The organism is Paraburkholderia haematera (assembly GCF_905220975.1).
In the GTDB taxonomy this organism is placed as follows: domain Bacteria; phylum Pseudomonadota; class Gammaproteobacteria; order Burkholderiales; family Burkholderiaceae; genus Paraburkholderia; species Paraburkholderia haematera.
In genome coordinates this window covers 112,735-134,767 of the sequence record NZ_CAJNBK010000001.1, presented here as the reverse complement: position 1 = coordinate 134,767, position 22,033 = coordinate 112,735, and the positions used below count along the sequence as shown (strand labels likewise).

The window sequence follows — 22,033 nt, the reverse complement described above, 5'->3', positions numbered from 1 at the left end:
GCGAAGGAAATTGAATTCGGACGGCTAAGGGCGCGTGGCAAACGCACGCGCCCGCCTGCATCAATGCATCAATCGAGCAGCAGCTTGATATCGTGCACCCAGGGCGTGGCGCCCTGGCCGTCGCGCGCGAACAGACGCAGCTTGCCGTCCGTGTCGAACACATAGCTCGCCGCCGTGTGGTCCATCGTGTAGCTATCGGGCGTCTTGCCCGGCACTTTCGCGTAGTAGACGCGGAAGTCTTTGGTGATCTTCGTGAGTTGCGCCTGGTCTGCAGGACGCAAGCCGACGAACGTCGGGTTGAACGCCGGCACATATTGCCCAAGCAGGGCCGGCGTGTCGCGGTCGGGATCGACGGTGACAAACAGCACCTGCACACGCTTCGCGTCTTCCGGGCCGAGTTGCTGGAGCGCTTGCGAGAGCTCGGCCATCGTGGTCGGGCAAACGTCCGGGCAGTGCGTGTAGCCGAAGAACAGCACCACCACCTTGCCCTTGTAGTCCGCCATTGTGCGAACCTTGCCGGACGTGTCGGGCAGCGAGAAGTTGCTGCCGAATTGCGTGTTGCCGGTAATGTCGAGGTTCTGGAACGCCGGCGGCTGCTTGCCGCAGCCCGCTACCAGCAGCGCGCCGCCGAGTGCGCAAGCGATCACGGTGACACGCGCGGCGGCACGCGCCGTGCGCACAAAGCGTTGTGTGAGCATGGGTGTTACGCGCCGATCACGACGCGCGCATAGTGATCGATCAACAGCGCGGCGAAAAGCAGCGACAGATAAACGATCGAGTAACGGAAGGTCTTACGCGCCAGGTCGTCGGAATATTCCCGATAGATCTTCCACGCATAGGCGAGGAATACGGCGCCGAGCAACACCGCCGCCGCGAGGTACACCACACCGCTCATGCCGGAGATGAACGGCATCATGGTGACGGCGAACAGGATCACCGTGTACAGCAGAATATGCAGGCGCGTGTACTTTTCGCCGTGCGTGTTCGGCAGCATCGGCAGACCGGCATTTTCGTAGTCTTTGCGGCGATACAGTGCGAGCGCCCAGAAATGCGGCGGCGTCCACACGAAAATGATCAGTACGAGAATCCATGCGTCGCCCGGCACATGACCGGTGACGGCGGCCCAACCCAGCGCCGGCGGCATTGCGCCGGACGCGCCGCCGATCACGATGTTCTGCGGCGTGGCGGGTTTGAGCAGCAGCGTATAGATAACCGCATAGCCGACAAAGGTGGCGAGCGTGAGCCACATGGTCAGCGGATTGGCGAACGTGTAGAGCGTCCACATGCCAAGCCCGCCGAGCACGGCCGAAAAGAGCAGGATTTGCGGGGTCGTAATTTCGCCGCGCGCGGACGGCCGCCACGACGTGCGGCGCATCTTCGCGTCAATCTTCTGTTCCATCAGGCAATTGATGGCGAATGCCGCTCCGGCCAGCAGCCAGATGCCGACGGTGCCGCCGATCAGGACGGTCCACGGCACCATGCCAGGCGTCGACAGAAACATGCCGATGACTGCGCAAAACACAGCGAGCTGCGTGACGCGCGGCTTCGTCAGGGCGATGTACTGGGAGACCCGGCTACCGGGCGTTTGGGAGAGAGTTGTGCTGTCCATGTGGGGTCACGCTGGCGCGGCATCGCGCGCAGGCAACACGGCGCGGCCGGGACGGCTATAAGCGATTCGAAAGTTTAACATAACGAGCAGAAGCAGCAGGATTGCGGCCCCCCCGTTATGCGCGACCGCAATGGGCAACGGCCATTGCAGGACGATGTTCGACAGGCCGGTGATGAACTGGATCAACACCACCAGCAACACGCCGTTTGCCGGCCGCCGCAGCGACTCGAAACGGCGTAGTTTCAGCGCGAACCACACCAGATAAGCGACCACGACGATCGCGAACGTGCGGTGGGTCCAGTGAATCGCGACTAGCGCATCTTGCGTGATCATGTCGCCGTCGCCGGTCATGCCCAGGGCCCGCCACAGGTGAAAGCCGTGCGCGAAGTCCATCGGCGGGATCCATTGGCCGTTGCAGGTCGGGAAGTCCGTGCAGGCGAGCACAGCGTAGTTGGTGCTGACCCAACCACCCAGTGCGATCTGCGCGACCAGCAGCACCAACCCGGCAATCGCCGCCGCGCGCCAGCGCGCGGCTTCTGGCTCATAGGCGGGCAAAGGTGTCTGCCGGGCGGCCAGCCAGCCGAGCGTGCCGAGCAACGCGAGGCCGAGCAGCAAATGGGTCGTCACGATGATCGGCTGCAACTTCATGGTCACCGTCCACGCGCCGAACGCGCCCTGCACGAGAATCAGCAGCAGCAGCGAAGTCGGCCACCATGGCGACACATGCAGCGGACGGCGCTTGAACCGTGCAGTCCACGCAATCAAGGTCTGCGCGATGATCAGCACACCGATCGCCATCGCAAAGTAACGGTGGATCATCTCGATCCAGGCTTTGGTCATGCTGACCGGGCCGGTGGGCATTAATTGATGCGCGGCGGTAATCGCGGCGTGCGCAATGAACGGCGACGACGTGCCGTAGCAACCGGGCCAGTCGGGGCAGCCGAGACCGGAATCGGTGAGGCGCGTAAAACCGCCGAACATCACCAGGTCCAGCGTCAGGAAAGTGGTGAGCCACACCAGCTTGCGGAATTTGTTGTCGTCGGCCTTGCCCCATACATAGGACAGCGGCAACAGCGCGATACACAAGCCGATCAGGGCCAGTTGCAGAAGTTGCAATGCGGACATCTTTCTTACCCTGGTTGCGGCATCAGCCGATGCTCGACCATTTGAGCAGCTTGGTCACGTCGCCCTTGATCTTGCTGGGGTTCGGATCTTTCGGGAAACGCATCATCAGATTGCCGTTCGGATCGACCAAGTAGATGTGGTCGGTGAGTTGAGTGCCGGCGTCGGCCGGCAACCAGGCGGACACCTGCGCCGGATTGGCGACCAGCATGTCGGTGTCGGGATAGGCCTTTTGTATCACGTCGGACACGTTGCCCGCATCGGTGCGCAGCCACACTTCGACGACGCGTTCGCGTTCCGGGCCCTGAGCTGCGCGGATTTGTCGCATGAAGTACAGCTTGGTGGCGCAGGCTTTGTCGCACGCGCTGCTGTCGACGGAGATCATCAGCCAGCGGCCGCGCAGCGACGCGAGCTTGAGCGGCTTGCCGTCTTCGCCCGTCACGACGAGCGAATCGGGAATCGGCCGCTGCGGTTCGACCAGCGTGCCATAGCTCGTGCTGCCGCCGGTCGGCTTGACCACGTAATAGACGAAATACGAAACGGCGATCGGCGCGGCGCAGATGACCGCCAGCAACAGCAACATCCAGCGACCCCGCTTCCACGATCCCTCGCCGTTGGGTTGACCAGGCATCACTTTCGAAGCTGCGGGTTTGCCGGCTTGCGGCGAACGGGGAGATTGCGTCGGCACTACAGGACCTCTTTCAAAGATTGCGCGGCTTCGATGCCCTTGCTCGGGGTACGGGAAGCCGCAGGCGATGCGTTACACGCTCGGCGCGTGCTCTTTCTTTGCGGCGCGGCGCGCGGCGTACAGGCCGAAAACGAGCGCCGCGGCCGCCATGCCCCACCACTGGAACATGTAGCCGTAGTTGGTTTCAACGCCGGTTGTTGGCGCCGGCCAGTCGCGCACCAGCTTGTCCCCGTCGTCGCTCAATTGCTGGATCACGAACGATTGCAACGGCAGCCCGGTTTCCGCAGCGTAGGCTGCGGTATCCAGATTCTGGCGGATCTTCTGATGAGCGTCCGACCCGCCCTGCCCCAACTCGAAAGCACGCGTGGCATCGGCACGCGCAATGCCTTCGATTTCGATCTCGCCTTGCGGCGTGGTGTACGGCGCGATGGTTTCGCGATTGCTCATGTTGCGCGGCAGCCAGCCGCGATTCACCAGCACATAACCGCCGTCGGCCAGTTTAAAAGGCATCACGACATAAAAGCCCGGCTGATCGTTATACGGGCGATTATCCAGATAGACGACTTTGTCCGCGACGAAACTGCCACGCGCCTTCACGCGATGGAATTCGATGTCCTTCAGCACGACCGGCGCAGCGCTGACAGGCTGCGCGGGCGCGTCTTCGAACTGCGTGATGTGGGCTTCGAGCGCTTCCTTCTGATGCGCGCGGTCGCGCTGCCAGAAACCGAGCCGCACCGTCACCACGATGACGAGCAGAATCAACAGTGCGGGACCGAGGCGGAACTTCATCGGACGCGCTCCACCAGCGCTTGCGGCCTCGTCTGGAACGTGCGGCAGACGCTCGCGCGCGGTGCGATAATAAACGCCTTGCCTCTGCGCTTCCTGGTTTCAGTTGGTTCCATGCACATTCTCGTTCCCATCGCCTTCGTCCTGATCATCGCCAGCATGGTGTCGGCGTTGTATTTCATGATGCATGACAAGGGCAAAACCAAGCGGATGGTCTGGTCGCTCGCCACGCGAGTGGGCCTGTCGATCTCGCTGTTCCTGTTCATCCTGTTCGCCCACTGGATGGGTTGGATTCAGTCGACCGGCATTCCTTACGGGCGTTGATTCGGCGGATAGAACTTCACGCCACACGACTCACCCAACGCACCCACCGCGCCAAACTCACCAAACAAAACGCCGCCCTGACAGGGTCGAGGGCGGCGCTGCATAACGTGCGTACTGCTTGTGCGCGGCGCCCTGAGAGGCGATGCGCAAACGGCCTGCACCCGTTCCGAAAAAACGGTCGGCGCAGGCCAGACTGCGTTACAGCCAGTACACGACGATGTACAGCCCAAGCCACACGACGTCCACAAAGTGCCAGTACCAGGCGGCGCCTTCGAATGCAAAGTGATGCTCCGCCGTGAAGTGGCCGCGGATCATCCGCACCAGCACCACAGCCAGCATCGTGCCGCCGAGGAACACGTGGAAACCGTGGAAGCCCGTCAGCAGGAAGAACGTCGAACCGTACACCCCCGAGGACAGCGTCAGGTTCAGTTCGTTATACGCGTGGAAATACTCGAAGCCTTGCAGGAACAGGAAGCAGACGCCGAGCACCAGCGTAGCGGCCAACCAGATGATCGCCTTCTTGCGATGATCCTCACGCAGTGCATGGTGCGACACCGTCAACGTAGCGCCCGACGACAGCAGCAGCGCCGTGTTGATGGTCGGCACCGGCCACGGCTGCATCGACTTGAAGGTCGAGACCAGCGCTGCCGGACCGTTGTTCGGCCACACCGCCGAGAAATCCGGCCAGATCAGCTTGTAGTCGAGGCTGCCGAGCTGATGCAGCGCGATTTCGCGTGCATAGAACAGCGCGCCGAAGAAAGCACCGAAGAACATCACTTCGGAGAAGATGAACCAGCTCATGCTCCAGCGGTACGACTTGTCGACATTCTTGCCGTACATACCGCCTTCGGATTCTGCGATCGCGTCGCCGAACCAGTGCCACAACGTATAAAGCAGCCACAGCAGACCGACGACGACGCCAAGCGGTGCCCAGTCATGATCGTTGATCCAGGCCGCAAGCGATCCGAGCATGACCAGCAACCCAACAGCGGCGCTGATCGGATGCCGCGACGGATGCGGTACGAAATAGTACGGGCTCTCGTTTTGACCGCTCATTCTTGATTCTCCACTTCAGTCCAGTTGTTCCGGAATCTCCGGCTGTATCTTCGGCGGCGCGTCGATACCGCACCGCTTCACTCTAATTCGTGGGCTTCTGCTTCGCCCTTTACTACGCGTGAGGCTGAACGCCTCAGCCCACCACCGCGCGCACGATCAGGATCAGCACGCCGATGAAAACGGCCGCACTGATCAATGCCGCCACGATCACATGCACCGGGTTCAGCTGCGCGGCGTCGGCTTCCAGATCGCGGCGCTTGCGCACGCCAAAAAACGACCAGAACACGGCCCGCATCGACTGACCAAAACTGCTCTTGCGCGGACTACCGCCGTTATCGCTCATGTTGTCCCGGTTTCCTTCACCCGCGGGGTGACCCGTCAGGCGGGATTGGCGGCGGTTGCCGCCGTGTTGGCCGTGGGCGCTGCGCCCCCGGCCGTCGCCGCTGCCGGCGTATTCAATTCAAAGAACGTGTACGACAACGTGATCGTTTTCACGTCCTTCGGCAACTTCGGATCGACCACGAACACCACCGGCATCCGCTTCGTCTGATTCGCCGTCAACGTCTGCTGCGTAAAACAAAAACACTCGATCTTCTTGAAGTACTCAGTGGCCTGCTTCGGCGCGTAGCTCGGAATGGCTTGCGCCTGGATCGTGCGCGCCTGCTCGTTGCTGACCTCGTACATCACTGTCGTCACTTCGCCCGGATGCACGTCGAGACTGCGCTGCTCCGGCTTGAAACCCAGCGGGCCGCGCGCGTTCGCATCGAATTCGATCGAAATCGTGCGGCTCATGTCGACCTGCGTATTCTTGGCCTCGCGCGCCGTGGCATCACGCTGCACGAGGTTGTTGATGCCGGTAATCTGGCAGATTGCGCGGTACATCGGCACCAGCGCAAAACCAAAACCGAACATCATCAACGCGACGACGAACAGCTTGATCAACATCGAACGGTTAAAAGAGCGATCGGCCTGAGCCGGCGGTTGCGTCGACATCTCAATCCTCAACAAACCTGCAAATCAGACTTGAACCACCGCGTCAGGTGAACCACTTCTGATGAATGATGACGCTCGCAAAAAAAACCGCGGCGATGACAAACATCACAATACCGATCCGCCGGTTGCCCGCGCGAACCTGCTCGGGCGTACGTCTTTCTTGAGGATTGCGCGTCATGCTCGACTTTCTGAATACTTTTGTGACTACAGGGGGCCGCCATTGCTGCTCGCGTGGCGAGCCCGGTTCTGGCGGCGGCTTACACACGCCGCTGCCTGAACCGGCACCCTCATTGAACGCCGATTACTCGACGGTCGGCGGGTGTTCGAACGTGTGGAACGGAGCCGGGCTCGGCACGGTCCACTCGAGGCCCGTTGCGCCGTCCCACGGCTTGTCGCCAGCCTTTTCGAGTTCGCCGCCGCCACGGTAGGCCGGCAAGGCAACCGCGAACAGGAAGTAGACCTGTGCCAGACCGAAGCCGAAGGCGCCGATCGAAATGACCTGATTCCAGTCGGTGAACTGTGCCGGGTAGTCAGCATAACGACGCGGCATACCTGCGAGACCGACAAAGTGCATCGGCAGGAACGCGAGGTTGAAGAAGAACATCGACGCCCAGAAGTGGATCTTGCCGCGCGTTTCGTTGTACATCCAGCCGGTCCACTTCGGCGCCCAGTAGTACCACCCGGAGAACAGCGCGAACAGAGAACCCGCCACTAGCACGTAGTGGAAGTGCGCCACCACGAAATAGGTACCGTGATACTGGATGTCGAGCGGCGCCATAGCGAGCATCAGGCCCGACAGACCGCCGAACGTGAACACCAGCAGGAAGCCGACCGCGAACAGCATAGGCGTTTCGAAGGACAGCGAACCGCGCCACATCGTCGCGACCCAGTTGAACACCTTCACACCGGTCGGCACGGCGATCAGCATCGTCGCGTACATGAAGAACAGCTGGCCCGTCACCGGCATGCCGGTCGCGAACATGTGGTGCGCCCAGACCATGAACGACAGAATCGCGATCGACGAAGTTGCGTACACCATCGAGCTATAGCCGAACAGCGGCTTGCGCGAGAACGCCGGGATCACCTGCGACACGATCCCGAACGCCGGCAAGATCATGATGTACACCTCGGGGTGCCCGAAGAACCAGAAAATGTGCTGGTACATCACCGGGTCGCCGCCGCCTGCCGCGTTGAAGAACGACGTGCCGAAGTGGCGATCGAACAGCACCATGGTGATCGCGCCTGCCAGAACCGGCATCACGGCAATCAGCAGATACGCGGTGATCAGCCACGTCCAGACGAACATCGGCATCTTCATCAGCGTGAGGCCAGGTGCGCGCATGTTCAGGATCGTCACGACGATGTTGATCCCGCCCATGATCGACGAAGCACCCATCAGGTGGACCGCGAAAATCGCGAAGTCCATGCCCGGGCCCATCTGCGTCGACAACGGCGCGTACAGCGTCCAGCCCGCGGCGGTCGCGCCGCCCGGTGCGAAGAACGAACCGACCAGCAACACCGCAGCCACCGGCAGCAGCCAGAAGCTGAAGTTGTTCATCCGCGCAAAAGCCATGTCCGATGCGCCGATCTGCAGCGGCACCATCCAGTTCGCGAAGCCGACGAAGGCCGGCATGATCGCGCCGAACACCATGATCAGGCCGTGCATGGTGGTCAACTGGTTAAAGAACTCGGGGCGCATGATCTGCAGACCCGGCTCGAACAGTTCGGCACGGATCATCAGCGCCATCACGCCCCCGGAGAGGAACATGGTGAACGAGAAGATCAGGTACAGCGTACCGATGTCCTTGTGATTGGTTGCGAACAGCCAACGACGCCAGCCATGCGGCGTTTCGTGGGCGTGGTCGCCGTGCACGTGCTCGTGGCCCGCGACTACATCGTGTCCGATGCTAGACATGACAATCTCCTAATGCGAATTCTGCGGTGCTGACCATGAACACGTCAGGCAGCCGGGCTGATCTGGACACGCCGGGCTTCTTTCGCGTCGGTGCCGCCCGTGATCGTTTCCGGCTTCTTCAAAATGATGTGGTCTTCGGCAATGCCAGCTGCTTTCAGTGCGTCGCGCACGGCTTCGGCGCGCGTCTTCGCGAGCTTCGCGTTGACTTCGGCGGAACCGGTTGCGTCGGTGAAACCCGACAGCGTGAACTTGGCGTCCGGATGCGCTTTCGCGTAGGCCGAGGCCGCATCGACCGCTGCTTTCGCGTCGGCCGGCAGCGTGCTCTTGCCGGTGTCGAAGTAGATGCTTGCCGGCAATGCCGCTGCTTGCGTCGCCGCAGCACTGTCCGAACCGGCTGCGGCCGCTTCGGCACCGGAGGCACCTGCTGCGCCGCTAGCTGCCGCACCTGTGTCGGCCAGATGATTGCCGCCTTCCGGCATCTTGCCGTTGCGCGCATCGAGCACCTGCTTCGGCTGGAGAATGTCGCCGGTGTGGTTGCCCCACGAGTTACGTTCGTACGTGACGACCGACGCGATTTCGACGTCGTTCAGCGTCGGTGCCCACGAAGGCATCGCGTTCTTGCCCTTCAGCACCAGACTCACGTGCTCGGCGATCGGGCCATTGGCGATCTTGCTGCCGTCCAGCGCCGGGAATGCGCCTACGCCCTTGCCGGTCGGCTGGTGGCAGACCGCGCAGTTCGCTGCGTACACCTTGCCGCCGCGCTCCATCAGCTCAGCCATGGTGTAGGTCTTGTTCGGGTCGTCCTGGCCAGCGGCCATTTTCTGCTTCTGCGTGTCGACCCACTTCGCGTAGTCGTCTGCCGACAGCACCTCGACTACCACCGGCATGAACGCGTGTTCCTTGCCGCACAGTTCGGTACAGAAGCCGCGGAACGTGCCGGTCTTGTCAGCCTTGAACCACGTGTCGCGCACGAAACCCGGAATCGCATCCTGCTTCACGCCGAAAGCCGGCACGTACCAGGAGTGGACCACGTCGTTCGCGGTGGTGATGATGCGGATTTTCTTGTCGACCGGGACGACCAGCGGATTGTCGACTTCCTGCAGATACGTGGTGGAAATCGGCTGACGGCCATCGGTTTCCGCACGCGGCGTGGCCAGCGTGGACAGGAAGCTGATGCCTTCACCCGGACCCTTCACGTAGTCGTAGCCCCACTTCCACTGGTAGCCGGTGACCTTGATGGTGACGTCGGCATTCGTGGTGTCCTTCATCGCGACGACGGTCTTGGTGGCGGGGAGCGCCATCAGCACGACGATGACGAACGGCACGATCGTCCAGATGATTTCGACGGTGGTGCTTTCGTGAAAATGGGAAGCCTTGTGGCCTTTCGATTTGCGGTGCGCAAACATCGAATAGAACATCACTGCGAACACGCCGACGAAGATCACCGTGCACAGGATCAGCATGAACGTGTGGAGGCTGTAGAGCTCCTCAGCGATTTTCGTCGCCGGCGGCTGGAGATTGATCTCGTTGACGGCAGGGCCGCCCGGAACATCGCCCACTGCCAGGGCCGCACCGGCGAAAAGCAGTCCGCTCATCGCCAGCACGCCCATGAGGGCTCGCTTGATTGTTTTCATAGCTTCCTTACCCAAAATTTCCATTCAAACCCTCGACCCCGCTGGCAGGCTGCCTCGCGCTCCCCGTGAACGCCGCACGTCTCAACACGTCTAACACCGCGTGAGCCACATACGCAGTTCGCCTGCAAACTGCGCGCGCCGATACTGCGCGAGATGTTGCCCGATCATGATCGTCTGGCCGCGCGAGACCAGTTTGATCTGGTCACGCGGCGTTGCGCCCGGTTCGATCCGCACCCAGCGCGGATTGAATTCGAACTGCGTGAGCCGCTCGGCGCTGACCTGCTCGATCACGAGCCGGTTCGGAAACAGCCGGACACGCTCGTAATCGACAGCATGACGCGCATATATGGCAAACGCGATGCCCACCGCCAGCAATTCGATACCGGTGAACGGCAACACCAGCCAGGCGCCGACCAGAACCAGCATGAAAGCAATTGCCAACGAGAACAACGCAAGCGACACGTAGAAACATACAAACTGCTGCGGCGATATTGAACAGTTGCGCTTCATCGTCCAGTCTTTCAGAACGGGTTCTGAATCCGCCAGCAGATCAGATGCTTCCATCGCTGCCTCCTGCCGACCGTCACCAATCACCGCCGCGTCACTTCATATTGCAGCCCTGTGCCTCGGGCCTGCCGCCCCAAATGTGGGAACTCCGGGCGACAAACTGACGCATTATAGGCGCGATCCATGGCATCCACAAGCAAGCCTCAATCGGCTCACAAGCCAGGTGCGACAAGCCTCCGCGCCGTTTTGACGCAGCTTTCGCGCGTCTTTTGAAGCGGTAATTTCAGACATAACAGATGTCCTCTTTACCGCCTCACTGATTCCTCACCGACTCCTCGACGAACCTCGCCCGATATCCTCGATCCGCACGATCCCATGACCTTCGGCCGTGGTACGCGGCACGGCTTTCCAGGCGTGGCCGTAGATCACTTCGAAGGTCAGCGCGATCGTGCCGTCGGCACGCCGGCGGGCTTCGAGCGCCGCCAGCAAAGCCTTGTGCAGCCTACGCGCGACGGCATTCGAGGTGGCCTCGCGCTCGAACGGATAAGCGCCCCAGCGGCGCACGTCCGCGAGCAGCGACTCGGGTGACTTATACGTAATAGTGAGCGTCTCCTGGTCCATCACGGGAATCTCGAAACCGCTCTCGACCAGCATATCGCCCAGGTCATGCATGTCGACAAAGTCGATCACATGTTTGCGCGACGCCACGCCGTGCGCGGCCTCGACCTCGGCGTAGGCACCGCGCAATTCCTTCAGCGAATCGGGACCGAGCGTGCTGAACATCAACAGCCCATTTACTTTCAGCACCCGTTGCCACTCGGGAAACACAAGGTCGGGCCGCGAGTGCCAGTGCAGGGCGAGATTGGACCAGATGAATTCGAAGGCGCCGGCCGCGAACGGCAGTGCCGAAAAGTCGGCCTGCGCGAAACGCGGACCGCGGGCGCCGAGCGCCTTGCCGAGCGTGGCCGGCAGAAAGCGCCGCCAGCTCGTGTCGCCGGAATCGTGAAGGAGTGCGCGGCTGAGCATTCCGTGCGACAGGTCGGTGCCGAACACCGGTGCCTCGGGGAAGCGTTCGCGCAATGCGGGGATGTCTTCGCCCGCGCCGCAACCGGCGTCGAGCACGCTCGCCGGCGTCACCTTGATGTAGTCGAGTCGCTCGCGCATGCGCTGCGCGATTTCGCGCGGCAGGAACGCGACGTTGTCGAAGGTGGCCGCACGGCGGTCGAAAATCTGCCTGAGGCGCCGGGAATCATAGGCCGGACGGCCAGTTTGAGACGAAGTTGGGGGCATGGGTGTCGTACTGGCGTAGAGCACGAAGTATACTCGCTCGCTTCCGTCCATTCAGCGTGAAAGGCCTTCGCGGGCGGTCCCATCATGCCATTCCGAAAAAATTCCTCGTCTCCCGGCGGCTCGAACGCACTTTTTGCACGCTTCACGCGCGGCTTATATTCGGCGTGGCCGCATATGATGCACGCCGCACTGCCAAACTTGTGCGCGCTGTGCGGCAATTTGTCGCACAAGACGCTATGTGCCGGTTGTGACGAGACATATTGGAACGAAGGCAGGTTGCGTTGCACGGTGTGCGCGGTCCCGTTGTCCGGAATGCGCTGGGCGGGTCACGCGCAATATCGTTGCGCGGATTGCATCGGCGAGCCGCCGCCGTTCGAGGCGACCTTTGCTCTCGCCGATTACCGCCAGCCGCTCGACGCCTTGGCACTCGGCCTGAAATTCCGCGCCCGGCTGATGCTGGCGCGCGAGTTCGCACATCGTCTTGCGCGTCTCGCACAAGACAACTGGATAGAAGCGGCCGAAAAACCCGATGTGCTCGCACCCGTGCCGCTAGCCGACAAACGTCTTACCGAGCGCGGCTACAACCAGGCCTGGCAGATTGCGAGGCCCCTGGCTCGCGCGCTGAACGTACGCAGCGACGCCACCTTGTTGCATCGTGTGATCCACACCGCGCCGCAGTCGCGGCTTGATCTGGACGCGCGCCGCCTGAACGTGGGTCGCGCGTTCCGGGTCGCCAAACCGGTACGCGACCTCCATGTCGGCATCGTCGACGATGTGATGACGACCGGCGCGACGCTCGAAGCGCTGGCACGTACGCTCAAAGCGGCCGGCGCGCGGCGCGTCACCAACTTCGTCGCCCTGCGTACGCCGAAAAACTAGTCTCTACCTGAAACCATCATGTTCAATGTCGTTCTCGTCGAACCGGAAATCCCGCCGAACACCGGCAACGTTATCCGCCTCTGCGCCAATACCGGCGCACGGCTGCATCTGATCGAACCGCTCGGCTTTCCGCTCGACGACGCCAAGTTGCGCCGTGCCGGACTCGACTATCACGAGTATGCGCAGATGAACGTGCATGCCGATTGGGCCGCGTTCGTCGCCAAAGAGACGCCCGATCCCGCGCGGATGTTCGCCTTCACCACCCGTGGCTCGGGCCGGTTTCACGAGCATGCGTTTCAATCCGGCGACTGGTTCGTGTTCGGCGCCGAAACGCGCGGCCTGCCTGACACGGTGCTCGATCAATTTGCCAACGAGCAGCGCGTGCGTCTGCCAATGCGGCCAGGCAACCGCAGTCTGAATCTCTCGAATACGGTGGCCATAGTCGTGTTCGAAGCGTGGCGTCAGACCGGCTTCGACGGCGGCGCCTGACGGCATTTCAACTCGGCCTCGTAAAGCGCGAGCATGGCTTCGTCGAAACAGGCGAATATCACGCGCTCGATTGTTGGCGTGCGCGGCAAGCTTTCGAGTACGGTGCCGACGGCGATCCGCACCGCCTCGTCGGCGGGAAAATGGTAGATGCCGCAACTAATCGCGGGAAACGCAATGCTCGCGCAATGCGCCTGATGCGCCACCTCGAGCGAGCGCTGATAGCAGGAGGCGAGTAGGTCGGCCTCGCCATGCGCACCGCCCCGCCACACTGGGCCGACCGCGTGAATCACATATTTGGCCGGCAAGCGGTACCCGCGGGTGAGCTTGGCGTCGCCGGTCGCGCAGCCGCCCAGCGCCTCGCACTCATGCACCAATTCCCTGCCGGCCGCGCGGTGAATCGCGCCATCCACGCCGCCACCGCCTAGCAACGAGGTATTCGCGGCGTTGACGATCGCATCCACGGCGAGCGTCGTGATGTCGACCGCGCGCGCTTCTAGCGTGCAATTCTTGAAACTGAGCATGGGAACCTCGCTGATCCGAAGCGTCGATAAAACGTGGACAGCGATAGCGGGCAGCCGTTCAGCGCTTTCGCGCCAAACGGCTGAAAAACAAGACTTATTCTGCCTTCGAATCGCGCCGCAGCAGGGCGCTGACGGCGTCGCGAGGCGCTACGCCGTCGAACAGCACGGCGCAGACTGCCTGCGTGATCGGCATCTCGATCGCATGAGCGCGAGCGATCGCCAGGACGGCTTGCGCACAACGCACACCCTCTGCCACATGACCGAGCCCGCCGAGGATATCGTCGAGCGTACGGCCCGCGGCGAGCTGCACGCCGACCGTGCGGTTGCGCGACAGATCGCCGGTGGCGGTCAGGATCAGATCGCCCAGGCCGGTCAAACCGGTGAACGTCTCCGCCCGTCCGCCGAGCGTTACGCCGAGGCGCGACATTTCAGCGAGACCACGCGTAATCAGCGCCGCACGGGCATTGAGACCGAGGCCGAGGCCATCGGAAATTCCTGTGGCAATCGCCAGCACGTTCTTCACCGCACCGCCCACTTCTACACCGACGATGTCGTCGCCGGTATAGATGCGCATGGCGCCATGATGGAACGCGGCAACCGTGCGCTCGCGGCACGCCAACGACGCACTCGCGATCGTCAACGCGACCGGCAAGCCCTGCCCGACTTCGCGCGCGAAGCTTGGACCCGACAGCACGCCGTTGCTGCCGTGCCCCGGCAATTCAGCCGCGACCACCTGATGCGGCAACAACTGCGAATCGGCTTCGAAACCTTTGCACAGCCACACCACATGCGCCGGCACTTTGCCCGCGTCGTGCATCGCCCGGAACAGACCCCGCAGACCGGCGACGGGCGTCGCCACGACGCATAACGCGTCGTCGGCGAGCGCATGGTCGAGCGCCGCGTTCAGATCGGCTTCATAGCGAACGGACGGCGGCAAGGCAACGCCCGCCAGATAGCGGGCGTTTTCGTGCGAAGCGGAGAGCTCGGCGATGAGCGCGGGTTCACGCGCCCACAGCACCGTGTCGTGCCGCGCGGCCAGATGGCCGGCGAGGGCTGTGCCCCATGCACCGGCGCCGAGGACAGCGACCTTCATAGCCGGCACCGTACGGACGCGTTAATGCGTGACGCCGTTTTGCACCGCGCCTTCCTGGCCGCCCATTTGCGCGAGACGTTGCTCGTACAGCGCCTGGAAGTTGATCTCGGCGAGGTGGATCGGCGGGAAGCCTGCGCGTGTGATCGCGTCGGCGATGTTCGAGCGCAGGTACGGGAACAGGATCGTCGGGCAGGCAATGCCGACCAGCGGGTCGATCTGCTCAGCCGGAATATTGCGGATGTCGAAAATGCCGGCTTGCTTGGCTTCGATCAGGAACGCAACCTTGTCCGACACCTTGGCCGTGACCGTGCCCGTGACGAGGATTTCGAACACGGTGTCGGCGAGGCGCTCGGCCTTCACGTCGACTTCGACTTCGACCGACGGCATTTCCTGCTCGAGGAAGATGCCCGGCGAATTCGGCTGCTCGAGCGACATGTCCTTCAGGTAGATGCGCTGGATATTGAAGAACGGCTGGTTATTCTCGTCGGACATGATTGAGTGATTCCCTGATAGGTATGCATGGCGGCGGCCCATGGCTTCATGGGCCGCCAGATCGTTGCGGCGCATCGCCTGCCCTCGAAGGTGTCCCTGAAGGGCCGGCATGCGCCGACTTGTATTTCACCCGCCTCATTCACGCACCGGCCGGCGCATGAATTCAGGCAGTTTGACTCAGGCGGCTTCGAGCAGAGGCATCAAACCGCCCGCGCGATCGAGCGCGGACAGGTCATCGTACCCGCCCACATGCGTCTCGCCGATGAACACCTGCGGCACCGTACGACGACCGGTCCGGGTCATCATTTCGTCACGACGGGCCGGGTCTTTGTCGATCAGTACCTTTTCAACGTGCTCGACGCCGCGCGACTTTAAAAGACGTTCGGCCATCTGGCAATACGGGCACACCTGGGTGCTGTACATGATCACTTTGTTCACTTGGCTGCTCCTTGCTTCACAACCGGCATACCGGCTTTCTGCCAGGCGTCGACACCGCCTTCGAGAACGTGGACTTCGGCATACCCTGCATCTTGCACGATACGCGCTGCCTTGTTCGACTGCAGGCCGGTCTGGCATACCAGCAACACCGGGTTGCTCTTGTTCTTCACGAGTTGCGCGACTTTCGCCTGCAACTCTGCAAATTCAAGGTGCCGTGCCGCGGGCAGATGACCCTTGGCAAAGTCGGCGGACGGACGCAGATCGATGACCGCCGCATTGCGCCGGTTGATCAGTTGAGTCGCCTCAGCGGCCGACAGGCCGCCGCGGCCACGCCGGCTGATCGTCGGCCACAGCAGCAACCCACCGGAGATGAGGACGATTGCGATCAGTACAAGGTTTGTGTAATCAGTGAAAAACTTCACGGAAAATCCGCCGAAAAAGAGAGAAATCGAAAAGGGCAATCCACCCATTATAAAATAACCGTCTGACGCGATGGCGACGCTCCTCTAGAGGACCCTCGCAACGCTTTACCGCTTCCTTACTACCGACCGGCAATCTCATGTACAAACTCGTTCTCATCCGCCACGGCGAATCGACGTGGAACAAGGAAAACCGCTTCACAGGCTGGGTCGACGTCGACCTGACCGAGAAGGGCAATCTTGAAGCGCAACAAGCGGGCGTGCTACTGAAAGAATCGGGCTACACCTTCGATATCGCCTACACGTCGGTGCTCAAGCGCGCGATCCGCACGTTGTGGCACGTGCAGGACCAGATGGATCTGATGTATCTGCCGGTCGTGCATTCGTGGCGTCTGAACGAGCGCCACTACGGCGCGCTTTCGGGTCTGAACAAGGCGGAAACTGCCGCCAAGTTCGGCGACGAACAAGTGCTGGTGTGGCGCCGCAGTTACGACACGCCGCCGCCGGCGCTCGATCCGTCGGACGAACGCGCCCCCTTCAGCGATCCGCGCTACGCCAAGGTGCCGCGCGAACAATTGCCGCTCACCGAGTGCCTGAAAGATACCGTCGCGCGCGTTCTGCCGTTGTGGAACGAATCGATTGCCCCGGCCATCAAGTCGGGCCGCAAGATCGTGATCGCCGCGCACGGCAACTCGATCCGCGCCATGGTGAAGTACCTCGACAATATTTCGGACGACGACATCGTCGGCCTGAATATCCCGAACGGCGTACCGCTCGTCTACGAACTCGACGAAAACCTGAAGCCGATCAAAAGCTACTATCTGGGCGACCAGGACGCGATTGCGAAGGCGCAAGCCGCTGTTGCCCAGCAAGGCAAGGCGGGCTGAGCCCGTCCTCGAGCCGCAACCCCGCGCGGAACAACGCGGCCGGGTTGCGGCAAACTGGCCGCGCCGCCGGGCGGCACATACCGGCCGGCGCGTCCCGCACCTCCCGAATGCGCCATCTGGCCGCCATCCTGCTGTTACCGGACATTACTTCACCGCCGCGGCGCCGATCTCCCGAACCAGGCCCGGCCCGTGCTGTCGAATCACGATTGCCTGTGCTGCGCCCTGACTGGGCGGGTGTGCAGTTATACTTGTCCGTCCCCATCTCTATCGACGCTGCCACGCGCTTCCGACCGCAACAGACTCTATGCGAAAGAACCTGAAAAATATCGGCCTGATTGCCGCGGGCCTTGCTACCGGCGCATTTGCCACCCTGCAACTCTCCGCTTCGGCCCAGCAACCCGCCAGCGCCGCCTCGAGCGCCGTTGCGCCGTTGCCGCTGGACCAGCTCAGGCTCTTTGCCGAGGTTTTCGGGCAAATCAAGCATGAATACGTCGAACCGGTCGACGATAAGAAACTCCTCACCGCCGCCATCAAGGGCATGGTGTCGAGCCTCGACCCGCACTCGTCGTATCTCGACAAGACCGATTACGAAGAACTGCAGGAGCAGACCAAGGGTCGCTTCGCGGGTCTCGGTATCGAAATTTCGTCTGAAGATGGCCTGATCAAGGTGATCTCGCCGATTGAAGACACGCCTGCATTCCGCGCCGGCATCCGTCCGGGCGACCTGATCACCCGCATCAACGACAAACCTGTGCGCGGCATGACGCTCGACCAGGCCGTCAAGCAGATGCGCGGCGATCCGGGCACCAAGGTCACGCTGACCATCTTCCGCAAGACCGACGACCGCACGTTCCCGCTCACGGTGACGCGCGCGATCATCAAGGTCCAGTCGGTCAAGATGAAGATTCTTGCGCCGGGCTACGCGTATGTCCGCATCACCAGCTTCCAGGAACGCACCACGCCTGATCTGGCTGCCAAGCTGCAGGACATCGCCCGACAACAGCCGAACCTGAAGGGTCTGGTGCTCGACCTGCGCAATAACGGCGGCGGCCTGCTGCAAAGCGCGGTCGGCGTGGCCGGCGCGTTCCTGCCGGCGGATTCGGTGGTGGTGTCCACCAATGGCCAGATTCCGGATTCGAAGCAGGTCTACCGCGACACGTACGATAACTACCGCCTGCAGTCGTTCGACAGCGATCCGCTGAAAGATGAAGCACCGATCTTCAAAACTGTGCCGATGATCGTGCTGACCAACGCCTACTCGGCGTCGGCTTCGGAAATCGTCGCGGGCGCGCTGCAGGATCAGCATCGTGCACTGATCGTCGGCAAGACCACCTTCGGCAAGGGCTCGGTGCAAACCGTCCGCCCGATGACAGCCGAGACGGCACTGCGTCTGACCACGGCGTACTACTACACGCCGAGCGGCCGTTCGATCCAGAACAAGGGCATCCGTCCTGACATCGCGGTCGATCAGTACGCGGAAGGCGATCCGGACGACGCACTGGTGACCCGCGAAGTCGACTACTCGAACCACCTTGCGAACACGCAGGATCCGAACGAGAAGAAGGAAGCGGATCAGCGCGAACAGGAGCGCATGGACCAACTGCGCCAGCTTGAAGAGCAGAACGACAAGAAGACGCCGGAACAGCGTCAGAAGGATCGTGAGCGCAAGCCGGTCGAGTTCGGTTCGACCGACGACTTCATGCTGCAACAGGCGCTGAACAAGCTGGAAGGCAAACCGGTGATGGAGTCGAAGTCGTTGACCGAGCGGCGCCTGGCGCAGAACAAGCCGGCAACGTCGGCGTCCGCGCCGGTGGCGGTGAAGCCGACGCAACCGGTACCGGGCGCATCGGTCCCAGCCTCGGCACCTGCTGCGCAAAGCAACTAAGCCGCAAACCCAACGTGCCTTCGCAGCGGAACATGCTGCGAAGGCACGTCGCAGTGGACGTCGCAGTACACCTTGCCGCACACATCGCGGCAGACATTGCTGCAGATACTGGAATACCCAGCCCCAGCACGAACACCCGCTCCCCCGCGCGATTAAAATAACGAAACCGCGCACGGCAGACCACCGGTCCTGCATCTCATTGCGCGACACTCCACGCGCCCCGCCATGAATGACGATCAACTCCTCCGCTATTCCCGCCATATCCTCGTCGACGAAATCGGTATCGAGGCGCAGCAGCGCTTTATCGACGCGCACGCGATCGTCGTCGGTGCGGGCGGGCTAGGTTCGCCTGCAGCGATGTATCTGGCGGCGGCAGGCGTCGGCCGCTTGACGCTGGTCGATGCCGATACGGTCGACCTGACCAATCTGCAGCGGCAAATTCTGCATGTGACCGCATCGGTCGGGCGCAAGAAGGTGGAGTCCGGGCGCGACGCGATCGCGCAGATCAATCCTGAGGTCGTGGTGAACGCGGTCGCCGAACGCGTCGACGATGCATGGCTCGATCGCGAAGTGCCGCACGCCGCCGTCGTGCTCGATTGCACCGACAACTTCGCGACGCGCCACGCGATCAACCGGGCATGCGTGAAACATGGCGTGCCGCTGGTGTCGGGTGCGGCGTTGCGCTTCGACGGCCAGATCAGCACCTTCGATTTCCGCGACGCCGCGTCGCCCTGCTACGCGTGCGTCTTCCCTGAGGATCAGCCGTTCGAGGAAGTCGCGTGCTCGACCATGGGCGTGTTCGCGCCCACGGTCGGCATCATCGGTTCGATGCAAGCCGCTGAGGCGCTGAAAGTGATCGGCGAAATCGGTACGCCGCTGGTGGGCCGCCTGACGATGCTCGATTCGCTGCGAATGGAATGGAACACGATGCGCATTGCGCGCCAGCCGGATTGCCCGGTATGTGGGCAACAGCATCAGACCTGACGCCATGCCAAGACGCTGAATGAAAAAACGCCGCACATGTGCGGCGTTTTTTCAGTTGAGCCCAATCCGGGCTTTCAGTTTCAGGCCAGCACCACGCGCTTGAGCGCCGCCTGGACTTCTTCCGGTTCGAACGACGCCAGCACGTCGGCCACCGGCTTCTCGAGCGTCTTCAGATGCGAGCGCAGCACTTCCTGCTTGACCAGCAGCAACTGGCTCGGATGCATTGAAAACTCGGTGAGGCCCATGCCGAGCAACAATCGCGTCAACGCCGGATCGCCCGCCATCTCGCCGCACACCGACACCGGCACGCCCGCCCGCTTCGCCTCGCGCAGCGTGAAGGCGATCAGATGCAGCACCGCCGGATGCAGCGGGTCGTACAGGTGCGCGACCGAGTTATCCGCGCGATCGATCGCCAGCGTGTACTGGATCAGATCGTTCGTGCCGATCGACAGGAAATCCAGCCGCTTGAGAAACAGCGGTAACGCGATCGCGGCGGCCGGAATCTCGATCATCGCGCCGACCTGCACGTTTGGATCGTAGGTGATGCCGGCATCGTCCAACTGACGCTTGGCTTCGCGAATCAGGTCGAGCGTCTGATCGATCTCCTGTGCGTGCGCGAGCATCGGAATCAGAATCTTCACCTTTCCAAACGCCGACGCGCGGAGAATAGCGCGCAGTTGCGTCAGGAACATTTGCGGTTCCGAGAGACTCCAGCGAATCGCCCTCAGCCCCAAGGCGGGGTTCGGTGCGGTTTCGTATCCGTCGCCCCCGCCCATCGAATCGAGCGGCTTGTCGGCGCCGACGTCGATTGTACGGATCGTCACCGGCAAGCCGTTCATCAACTCCACCGCACGGCGGTACGCACCGAACTGCTCTTCCTCTTCCGGCAAATGGTGCTTGTGGTTCATGAACAGAAACTCGGTGCGGAAGAGGCCCACTCCGGTTGCGCCCGAATCGACCGCCGCGCGCGCGTCGTCCGGCAACTCGATGTTCGCGCACAGCTCGATGCGTGTGCCGCACAGCGTTTGCGTAGGCGAAAACTTCAGCCGTTGCAGCTTGCGCTGCTCAAGCGCCTTTTCGCTCTGACGGTATGAGTATTCCTCCAGCACGATCGGCGCGGGATCGACGATCACAATGCCGTGATCGCCGTCGACAATGATCAGGTCGTCCTGCCTGATCAGCTGGCTCGCATGCTGCACGCCGACCGCCGCCGGAATGCCGAGGCTGCGCGCGACGATCGCCGTGTGCGAAGTCCGCCCGCCCAGATCGGTGACGAAACCCTGAAACGTTTGCGTTTTGAATTGCATCATGTCGGCCGGCGCGATGTCGTGCGCGACCACGATCATCTCGTCGCAAGCACCGTGCACACCATCCGCCAGCGCCCCCGAAGCGCCGGCGAGCGCCTTCAGCACGCGCTCCACCACCTGTTCGATGTCGGCTTTGCGCTCACGCAGGTATTCGTCTTCGATATCGTCGAAATGGCGCGACAGGCGCTCGAGTTGTTCGGTCAGCGCCCACTCGACGTTGTAGCGGCGCGTGCGGATCAGGTCGATGGTTTCCTGGACGAGCATCGCGTCGTTCAGGATCATGGAATGGACGTTGATGAACGCGCCCATTTCGCTCGGTGCATCCACGGCAAGATCGGCACGCAACGTGTCGAGCTCGTAATGCACGTGTAGCTGGGCCGCGCGAAAACGCTCGATCTCGCCCTCGATCTGGGCGGGTTCGATCAGATAGTGGTCTACGTCAAGTGCAGCCGGGGCGATCAGATAAGCCCGCCCGATGGCGATACCGCGTGACACGGGAATTCCATGCAGCGTGAAGGACACGCGCACCTCCTCTAGTTGTGTAATGCCGCGGCAAACCGCTGCAATGCTCTCAGACTCTCACGATCATTATAAATTCCGCGCCCTTTGCAAGTACGCCAGGGCTGTGTGCAGCGCAGCACGAAATACCGTAACCGACCACGACAAGGCGCCCTCATCCACCTTGCGCTCCGGCAGCACTCTCCACGCGCCGCCA

Annotated in this window: 25 protein-coding genes; 6 read left to right on the top strand and 19 right to left on the bottom strand. The window is 62.2% G+C overall.

From position 1 onward, the window contains the following. Positions 1 to 68 precede the first annotated feature (68 nt). From KHO23_RS00680 to KHO23_RS00660, 5 genes are all read right to left on the bottom strand, one after another. On the bottom strand, positions 69 to 698 hold the full coding sequence (locus KHO23_RS00680; protein ID WP_211608673.1) for an SCO family protein: 630 nt from the start codon (positions 696 to 698) through the stop codon (positions 69 to 71). A 5-nt stretch (positions 699 to 703) separates the two neighbouring features. Beyond that, complete coding sequence (gene cyoE / locus KHO23_RS00675; protein ID WP_201072274.1) at positions 704 to 1,609, bottom strand: heme o synthase; 906 nt, start codon at positions 1,607 to 1,609, stop codon at positions 704 to 706. A gap of 6 nt (positions 1,610 to 1,615) precedes the next feature. Continuing rightward, positions 1,616 to 2,725, bottom strand: coding sequence for a COX15/CtaA family protein (locus KHO23_RS00670; RefSeq protein WP_211609803.1), 1,110 nt, complete (start codon positions 2,723 to 2,725; stop codon positions 1,616 to 1,618). Between the two features lie 31 nt (positions 2,726 to 2,756). Beyond that, a complete protein-coding gene (locus KHO23_RS00665; protein ID WP_211608672.1) occupies positions 2,757 to 3,419 on the bottom strand; it encodes an SCO family protein in 663 nt (220 codons plus the stop codon). Positions 3,420 to 3,491: 72 nt separating this feature from the next. Continuing rightward, positions 3,492 to 4,208 (bottom strand): SURF1 family protein, encoded by a 717-nt coding sequence (locus KHO23_RS00660; RefSeq protein ID WP_211608671.1) that lies wholly within the window; start codon positions 4,206 to 4,208, stop codon positions 3,492 to 3,494. 111 nt (positions 4,209 to 4,319) lie between these two features. Between KHO23_RS00660 and KHO23_RS00655 the strand changes: the two genes are divergently transcribed. After that, positions 4,320 to 4,529 carry a twin transmembrane helix small protein gene (locus tag KHO23_RS00655; protein WP_007179452.1) on the top strand — a complete coding sequence of 70 codons (210 nt, stop codon included), beginning with the start codon at positions 4,320 to 4,322 and terminating at the stop codon, positions 4,527 to 4,529. Between the two features lie 198 nt (positions 4,530 to 4,727). Here the strand turns inward: KHO23_RS00655 and KHO23_RS00650 are convergent, their stop codons facing one another. The 8 genes from KHO23_RS00650 to KHO23_RS00615 all read right to left on the bottom strand — a co-directional run bounded on the left by KHO23_RS00650 (position 4,728) and on the right by KHO23_RS00615 (position 11,924). After that, a complete protein-coding gene (locus tag KHO23_RS00650) occupies positions 4,728 to 5,585 on the bottom strand; it encodes a cytochrome c oxidase subunit 3 (protein ID WP_211608670.1) in 858 nt (285 codons plus the stop codon). Between the two features lie 133 nt (positions 5,586 to 5,718). Further along, positions 5,719 to 5,928, bottom strand: coding sequence for a DUF2970 domain-containing protein (locus KHO23_RS00645; RefSeq protein ID WP_211608669.1), 210 nt, complete (start codon positions 5,926 to 5,928; stop codon positions 5,719 to 5,721). Positions 5,929 to 5,963: 35 nt separating this feature from the next. Beyond that, positions 5,964 to 6,578, bottom strand: coding sequence for a cytochrome c oxidase assembly protein (locus KHO23_RS00640; protein ID WP_211608668.1), 615 nt, complete (start codon positions 6,576 to 6,578; stop codon positions 5,964 to 5,966). Between the two features lie 43 nt (positions 6,579 to 6,621). Further along, complete coding sequence (locus tag KHO23_RS00635) at positions 6,622 to 6,756, bottom strand: cytochrome oxidase small assembly protein (RefSeq protein ID WP_211608667.1); 135 nt, start codon at positions 6,754 to 6,756, stop codon at positions 6,622 to 6,624. Positions 6,757 to 6,879: 123 nt separating this feature from the next. After that, entirely contained in the window at positions 6,880 to 8,493 is a 1,614-nt protein-coding gene (ctaD, locus tag KHO23_RS00630) for a cytochrome c oxidase subunit I (RefSeq protein ID WP_211608666.1), read from the bottom strand. Between the two features lie 44 nt (positions 8,494 to 8,537). Next, positions 8,538 to 10,151 (bottom strand): cytochrome c oxidase subunit II, encoded by a 1,614-nt coding sequence (gene coxB, locus KHO23_RS00625; protein WP_211608665.1) that lies wholly within the window; start codon positions 10,149 to 10,151, stop codon positions 8,538 to 8,540. A 66-nt stretch (positions 10,152 to 10,217) separates the two neighbouring features. After that, positions 10,218 to 10,691 carry a DUF2244 domain-containing protein gene (locus tag KHO23_RS00620; RefSeq protein ID WP_211608664.1) on the bottom strand — a complete coding sequence of 158 codons (474 nt, stop codon included), beginning with the start codon at positions 10,689 to 10,691 and terminating at the stop codon, positions 10,218 to 10,220. A 267-nt stretch (positions 10,692 to 10,958) separates the two neighbouring features. Next, entirely contained in the window at positions 10,959 to 11,924 is a 966-nt protein-coding gene (locus KHO23_RS00615; protein WP_211608663.1) for a methyltransferase domain-containing protein, read from the bottom strand. Positions 11,925 to 12,008: 84 nt separating this feature from the next. Between KHO23_RS00615 and KHO23_RS00610 the strand changes: the two genes are divergently transcribed. Next, positions 12,009 to 12,803 carry a ComF family protein gene (locus tag KHO23_RS00610; protein WP_211608662.1) on the top strand — a complete coding sequence of 265 codons (795 nt, stop codon included), beginning with the start codon at positions 12,009 to 12,011 and terminating at the stop codon, positions 12,801 to 12,803. 18 nt (positions 12,804 to 12,821) lie between these two features. After that, positions 12,822 to 13,292, top strand: a complete 471-nt coding sequence (gene trmL, locus KHO23_RS00605; RefSeq protein ID WP_035553679.1) for a tRNA (uridine(34)/cytosine(34)/5-carboxymethylaminomethyluridine(34)-2'-O)-methyltransferase TrmL — start codon at positions 12,822 to 12,824, stop codon at positions 13,290 to 13,292. Here trmL and KHO23_RS00600 read toward each other — a convergent pair. From KHO23_RS00600 to KHO23_RS00580, 5 genes are all read right to left on the bottom strand, one after another. Continuing rightward, entirely contained in the window at positions 13,265 to 13,813 is a 549-nt protein-coding gene (locus KHO23_RS00600) for an O-acetyl-ADP-ribose deacetylase (RefSeq protein ID WP_211608661.1), read from the bottom strand. The two genes, trmL and KHO23_RS00600, sit on opposite strands and share 28 nt — an antisense overlap. 94 nt (positions 13,814 to 13,907) lie before the next feature. Continuing rightward, a complete protein-coding gene (locus KHO23_RS00595) occupies positions 13,908 to 14,906 on the bottom strand; it encodes an NAD(P)H-dependent glycerol-3-phosphate dehydrogenase (RefSeq protein ID WP_211608660.1) in 999 nt (332 codons plus the stop codon). A gap of 21 nt (positions 14,907 to 14,927) precedes the next feature. Further along, positions 14,928 to 15,398, bottom strand: a complete 471-nt coding sequence (secB, locus tag KHO23_RS00590) for a protein-export chaperone SecB (protein WP_028199036.1) — start codon at positions 15,396 to 15,398, stop codon at positions 14,928 to 14,930. Positions 15,399 to 15,575: 177 nt separating this feature from the next. Further along, entirely contained in the window at positions 15,576 to 15,836 is a 261-nt protein-coding gene (gene grxC, locus KHO23_RS00585; protein WP_167048431.1) for a glutaredoxin 3, read from the bottom strand. Then, positions 15,833 to 16,258, bottom strand: coding sequence for a rhodanese-like domain-containing protein (locus tag KHO23_RS00580; RefSeq protein WP_211608659.1), 426 nt, complete (start codon positions 16,256 to 16,258; stop codon positions 15,833 to 15,835). The genes grxC and KHO23_RS00580 overlap by 4 nt, the downstream gene beginning before the upstream one ends. A gap of 137 nt (positions 16,259 to 16,395) precedes the next feature. Here KHO23_RS00580 and gpmA point away from each other — a divergent pair, with 137 nt between their 5' ends. The 3 genes from gpmA (at position 16,396) to KHO23_RS00565 (ending at position 20,011) form a co-directional block, all read left to right on the top strand. Beyond that, entirely contained in the window at positions 16,396 to 17,142 is a 747-nt protein-coding gene (gpmA, locus tag KHO23_RS00575) for a 2,3-diphosphoglycerate-dependent phosphoglycerate mutase (protein WP_211608658.1), read from the top strand. A gap of 304 nt (positions 17,143 to 17,446) precedes the next feature. Then, complete coding sequence (locus KHO23_RS00570; RefSeq protein ID WP_211608657.1) at positions 17,447 to 19,027, top strand: S41 family peptidase; 1,581 nt, start codon at positions 17,447 to 17,449, stop codon at positions 19,025 to 19,027. Positions 19,028 to 19,252: 225 nt separating this feature from the next. Further along, on the top strand, positions 19,253 to 20,011 hold the full coding sequence (locus KHO23_RS00565) for a HesA/MoeB/ThiF family protein (protein ID WP_211608656.1): 759 nt from the start codon (positions 19,253 to 19,255) through the stop codon (positions 20,009 to 20,011). An 80-nt stretch (positions 20,012 to 20,091) separates the two neighbouring features. Here KHO23_RS00565 and ptsP read toward each other — a convergent pair whose 3' ends face one another. Continuing rightward, complete coding sequence (gene ptsP, locus KHO23_RS00560; RefSeq protein WP_211608655.1) at positions 20,092 to 21,840, bottom strand: phosphoenolpyruvate--protein phosphotransferase; 1,749 nt, start codon at positions 21,838 to 21,840, stop codon at positions 20,092 to 20,094. Positions 21,841 to 22,033: the final 193 nt, after the last annotated feature.

What these genes read in the sequence shown, in the direction of transcription:
- KHO23_RS00680 (WP_211608673.1), bottom strand. Translation starts at nt 698, where the DNA reads ATGCTCACACAACGCTTTGTGCGCACGGCGCGTGCCGCCGCGCGTGTC.
- cyoE (WP_201072274.1), bottom strand. Translation starts at nt 1,609, where the DNA reads ATGGACAGCACAACTCTCTCCCAAACGCCCGGTAGCCGGGTCTCCCAG.
- KHO23_RS00660 (WP_211608671.1), bottom strand. Translation starts at nt 4,208, where the DNA reads ATGAAGTTCCGCCTCGGTCCCGCACTGTTGATTCTGCTCGTCATCGTG.
- KHO23_RS00655 (WP_007179452.1), top strand. Translation starts at nt 4,320, where the DNA reads ATGCACATTCTCGTTCCCATCGCCTTCGTCCTGATCATCGCCAGCATG.
- KHO23_RS00650 (WP_211608670.1), bottom strand. Translation starts at nt 5,585, where the DNA reads ATGAGCGGTCAAAACGAGAGCCCGTACTATTTCGTACCGCATCCGTCG.
- KHO23_RS00645 (WP_211608669.1), bottom strand. Translation starts at nt 5,928, where the DNA reads ATGAGCGATAACGGCGGTAGTCCGCGCAAGAGCAGTTTTGGTCAGTCG.
- KHO23_RS00640 (WP_211608668.1), bottom strand. Translation starts at nt 6,578, where the DNA reads ATGTCGACGCAACCGCCGGCTCAGGCCGATCGCTCTTTTAACCGTTCG.
- KHO23_RS00635 (WP_211608667.1), bottom strand. Translation starts at nt 6,756, where the DNA reads ATGACGCGCAATCCTCAAGAAAGACGTACGCCCGAGCAGGTTCGCGCG.
- ctaD (WP_211608666.1), bottom strand. Translation starts at nt 8,493, where the DNA reads ATGTCTAGCATCGGACACGATGTAGTCGCGGGCCACGAGCACGTGCAC.
- coxB (WP_211608665.1), bottom strand. Translation starts at nt 10,151, where the DNA reads ATGGAAATTTTGGGTAAGGAAGCTATGAAAACAATCAAGCGAGCCCTC.
- KHO23_RS00620 (WP_211608664.1), bottom strand. Translation starts at nt 10,691, where the DNA reads ATGGAAGCATCTGATCTGCTGGCGGATTCAGAACCCGTTCTGAAAGAC.
- KHO23_RS00615 (WP_211608663.1), bottom strand. Translation starts at nt 11,924, where the DNA reads ATGCCCCCAACTTCGTCTCAAACTGGCCGTCCGGCCTATGATTCCCGG.
- KHO23_RS00610 (WP_211608662.1), top strand. Translation starts at nt 12,009, where the DNA reads ATGCCATTCCGAAAAAATTCCTCGTCTCCCGGCGGCTCGAACGCACTT.
- trmL (WP_035553679.1), top strand. Translation starts at nt 12,822, where the DNA reads ATGTTCAATGTCGTTCTCGTCGAACCGGAAATCCCGCCGAACACCGGC.
- KHO23_RS00600 (WP_211608661.1), bottom strand. Translation starts at nt 13,813, where the DNA reads ATGCTCAGTTTCAAGAATTGCACGCTAGAAGCGCGCGCGGTCGACATC.
- KHO23_RS00595 (WP_211608660.1), bottom strand. Translation starts at nt 14,906, where the DNA reads ATGAAGGTCGCTGTCCTCGGCGCCGGTGCATGGGGCACAGCCCTCGCC.
- secB (WP_028199036.1), bottom strand. Translation starts at nt 15,398, where the DNA reads ATGTCCGACGAGAATAACCAGCCGTTCTTCAATATCCAGCGCATCTAC.
- gpmA (WP_211608658.1), top strand. Translation starts at nt 16,396, where the DNA reads ATGTACAAACTCGTTCTCATCCGCCACGGCGAATCGACGTGGAACAAG.
- KHO23_RS00570 (WP_211608657.1), top strand. Translation starts at nt 17,447, where the DNA reads ATGCGAAAGAACCTGAAAAATATCGGCCTGATTGCCGCGGGCCTTGCT.
- KHO23_RS00565 (WP_211608656.1), top strand. Translation starts at nt 19,253, where the DNA reads ATGAATGACGATCAACTCCTCCGCTATTCCCGCCATATCCTCGTCGAC.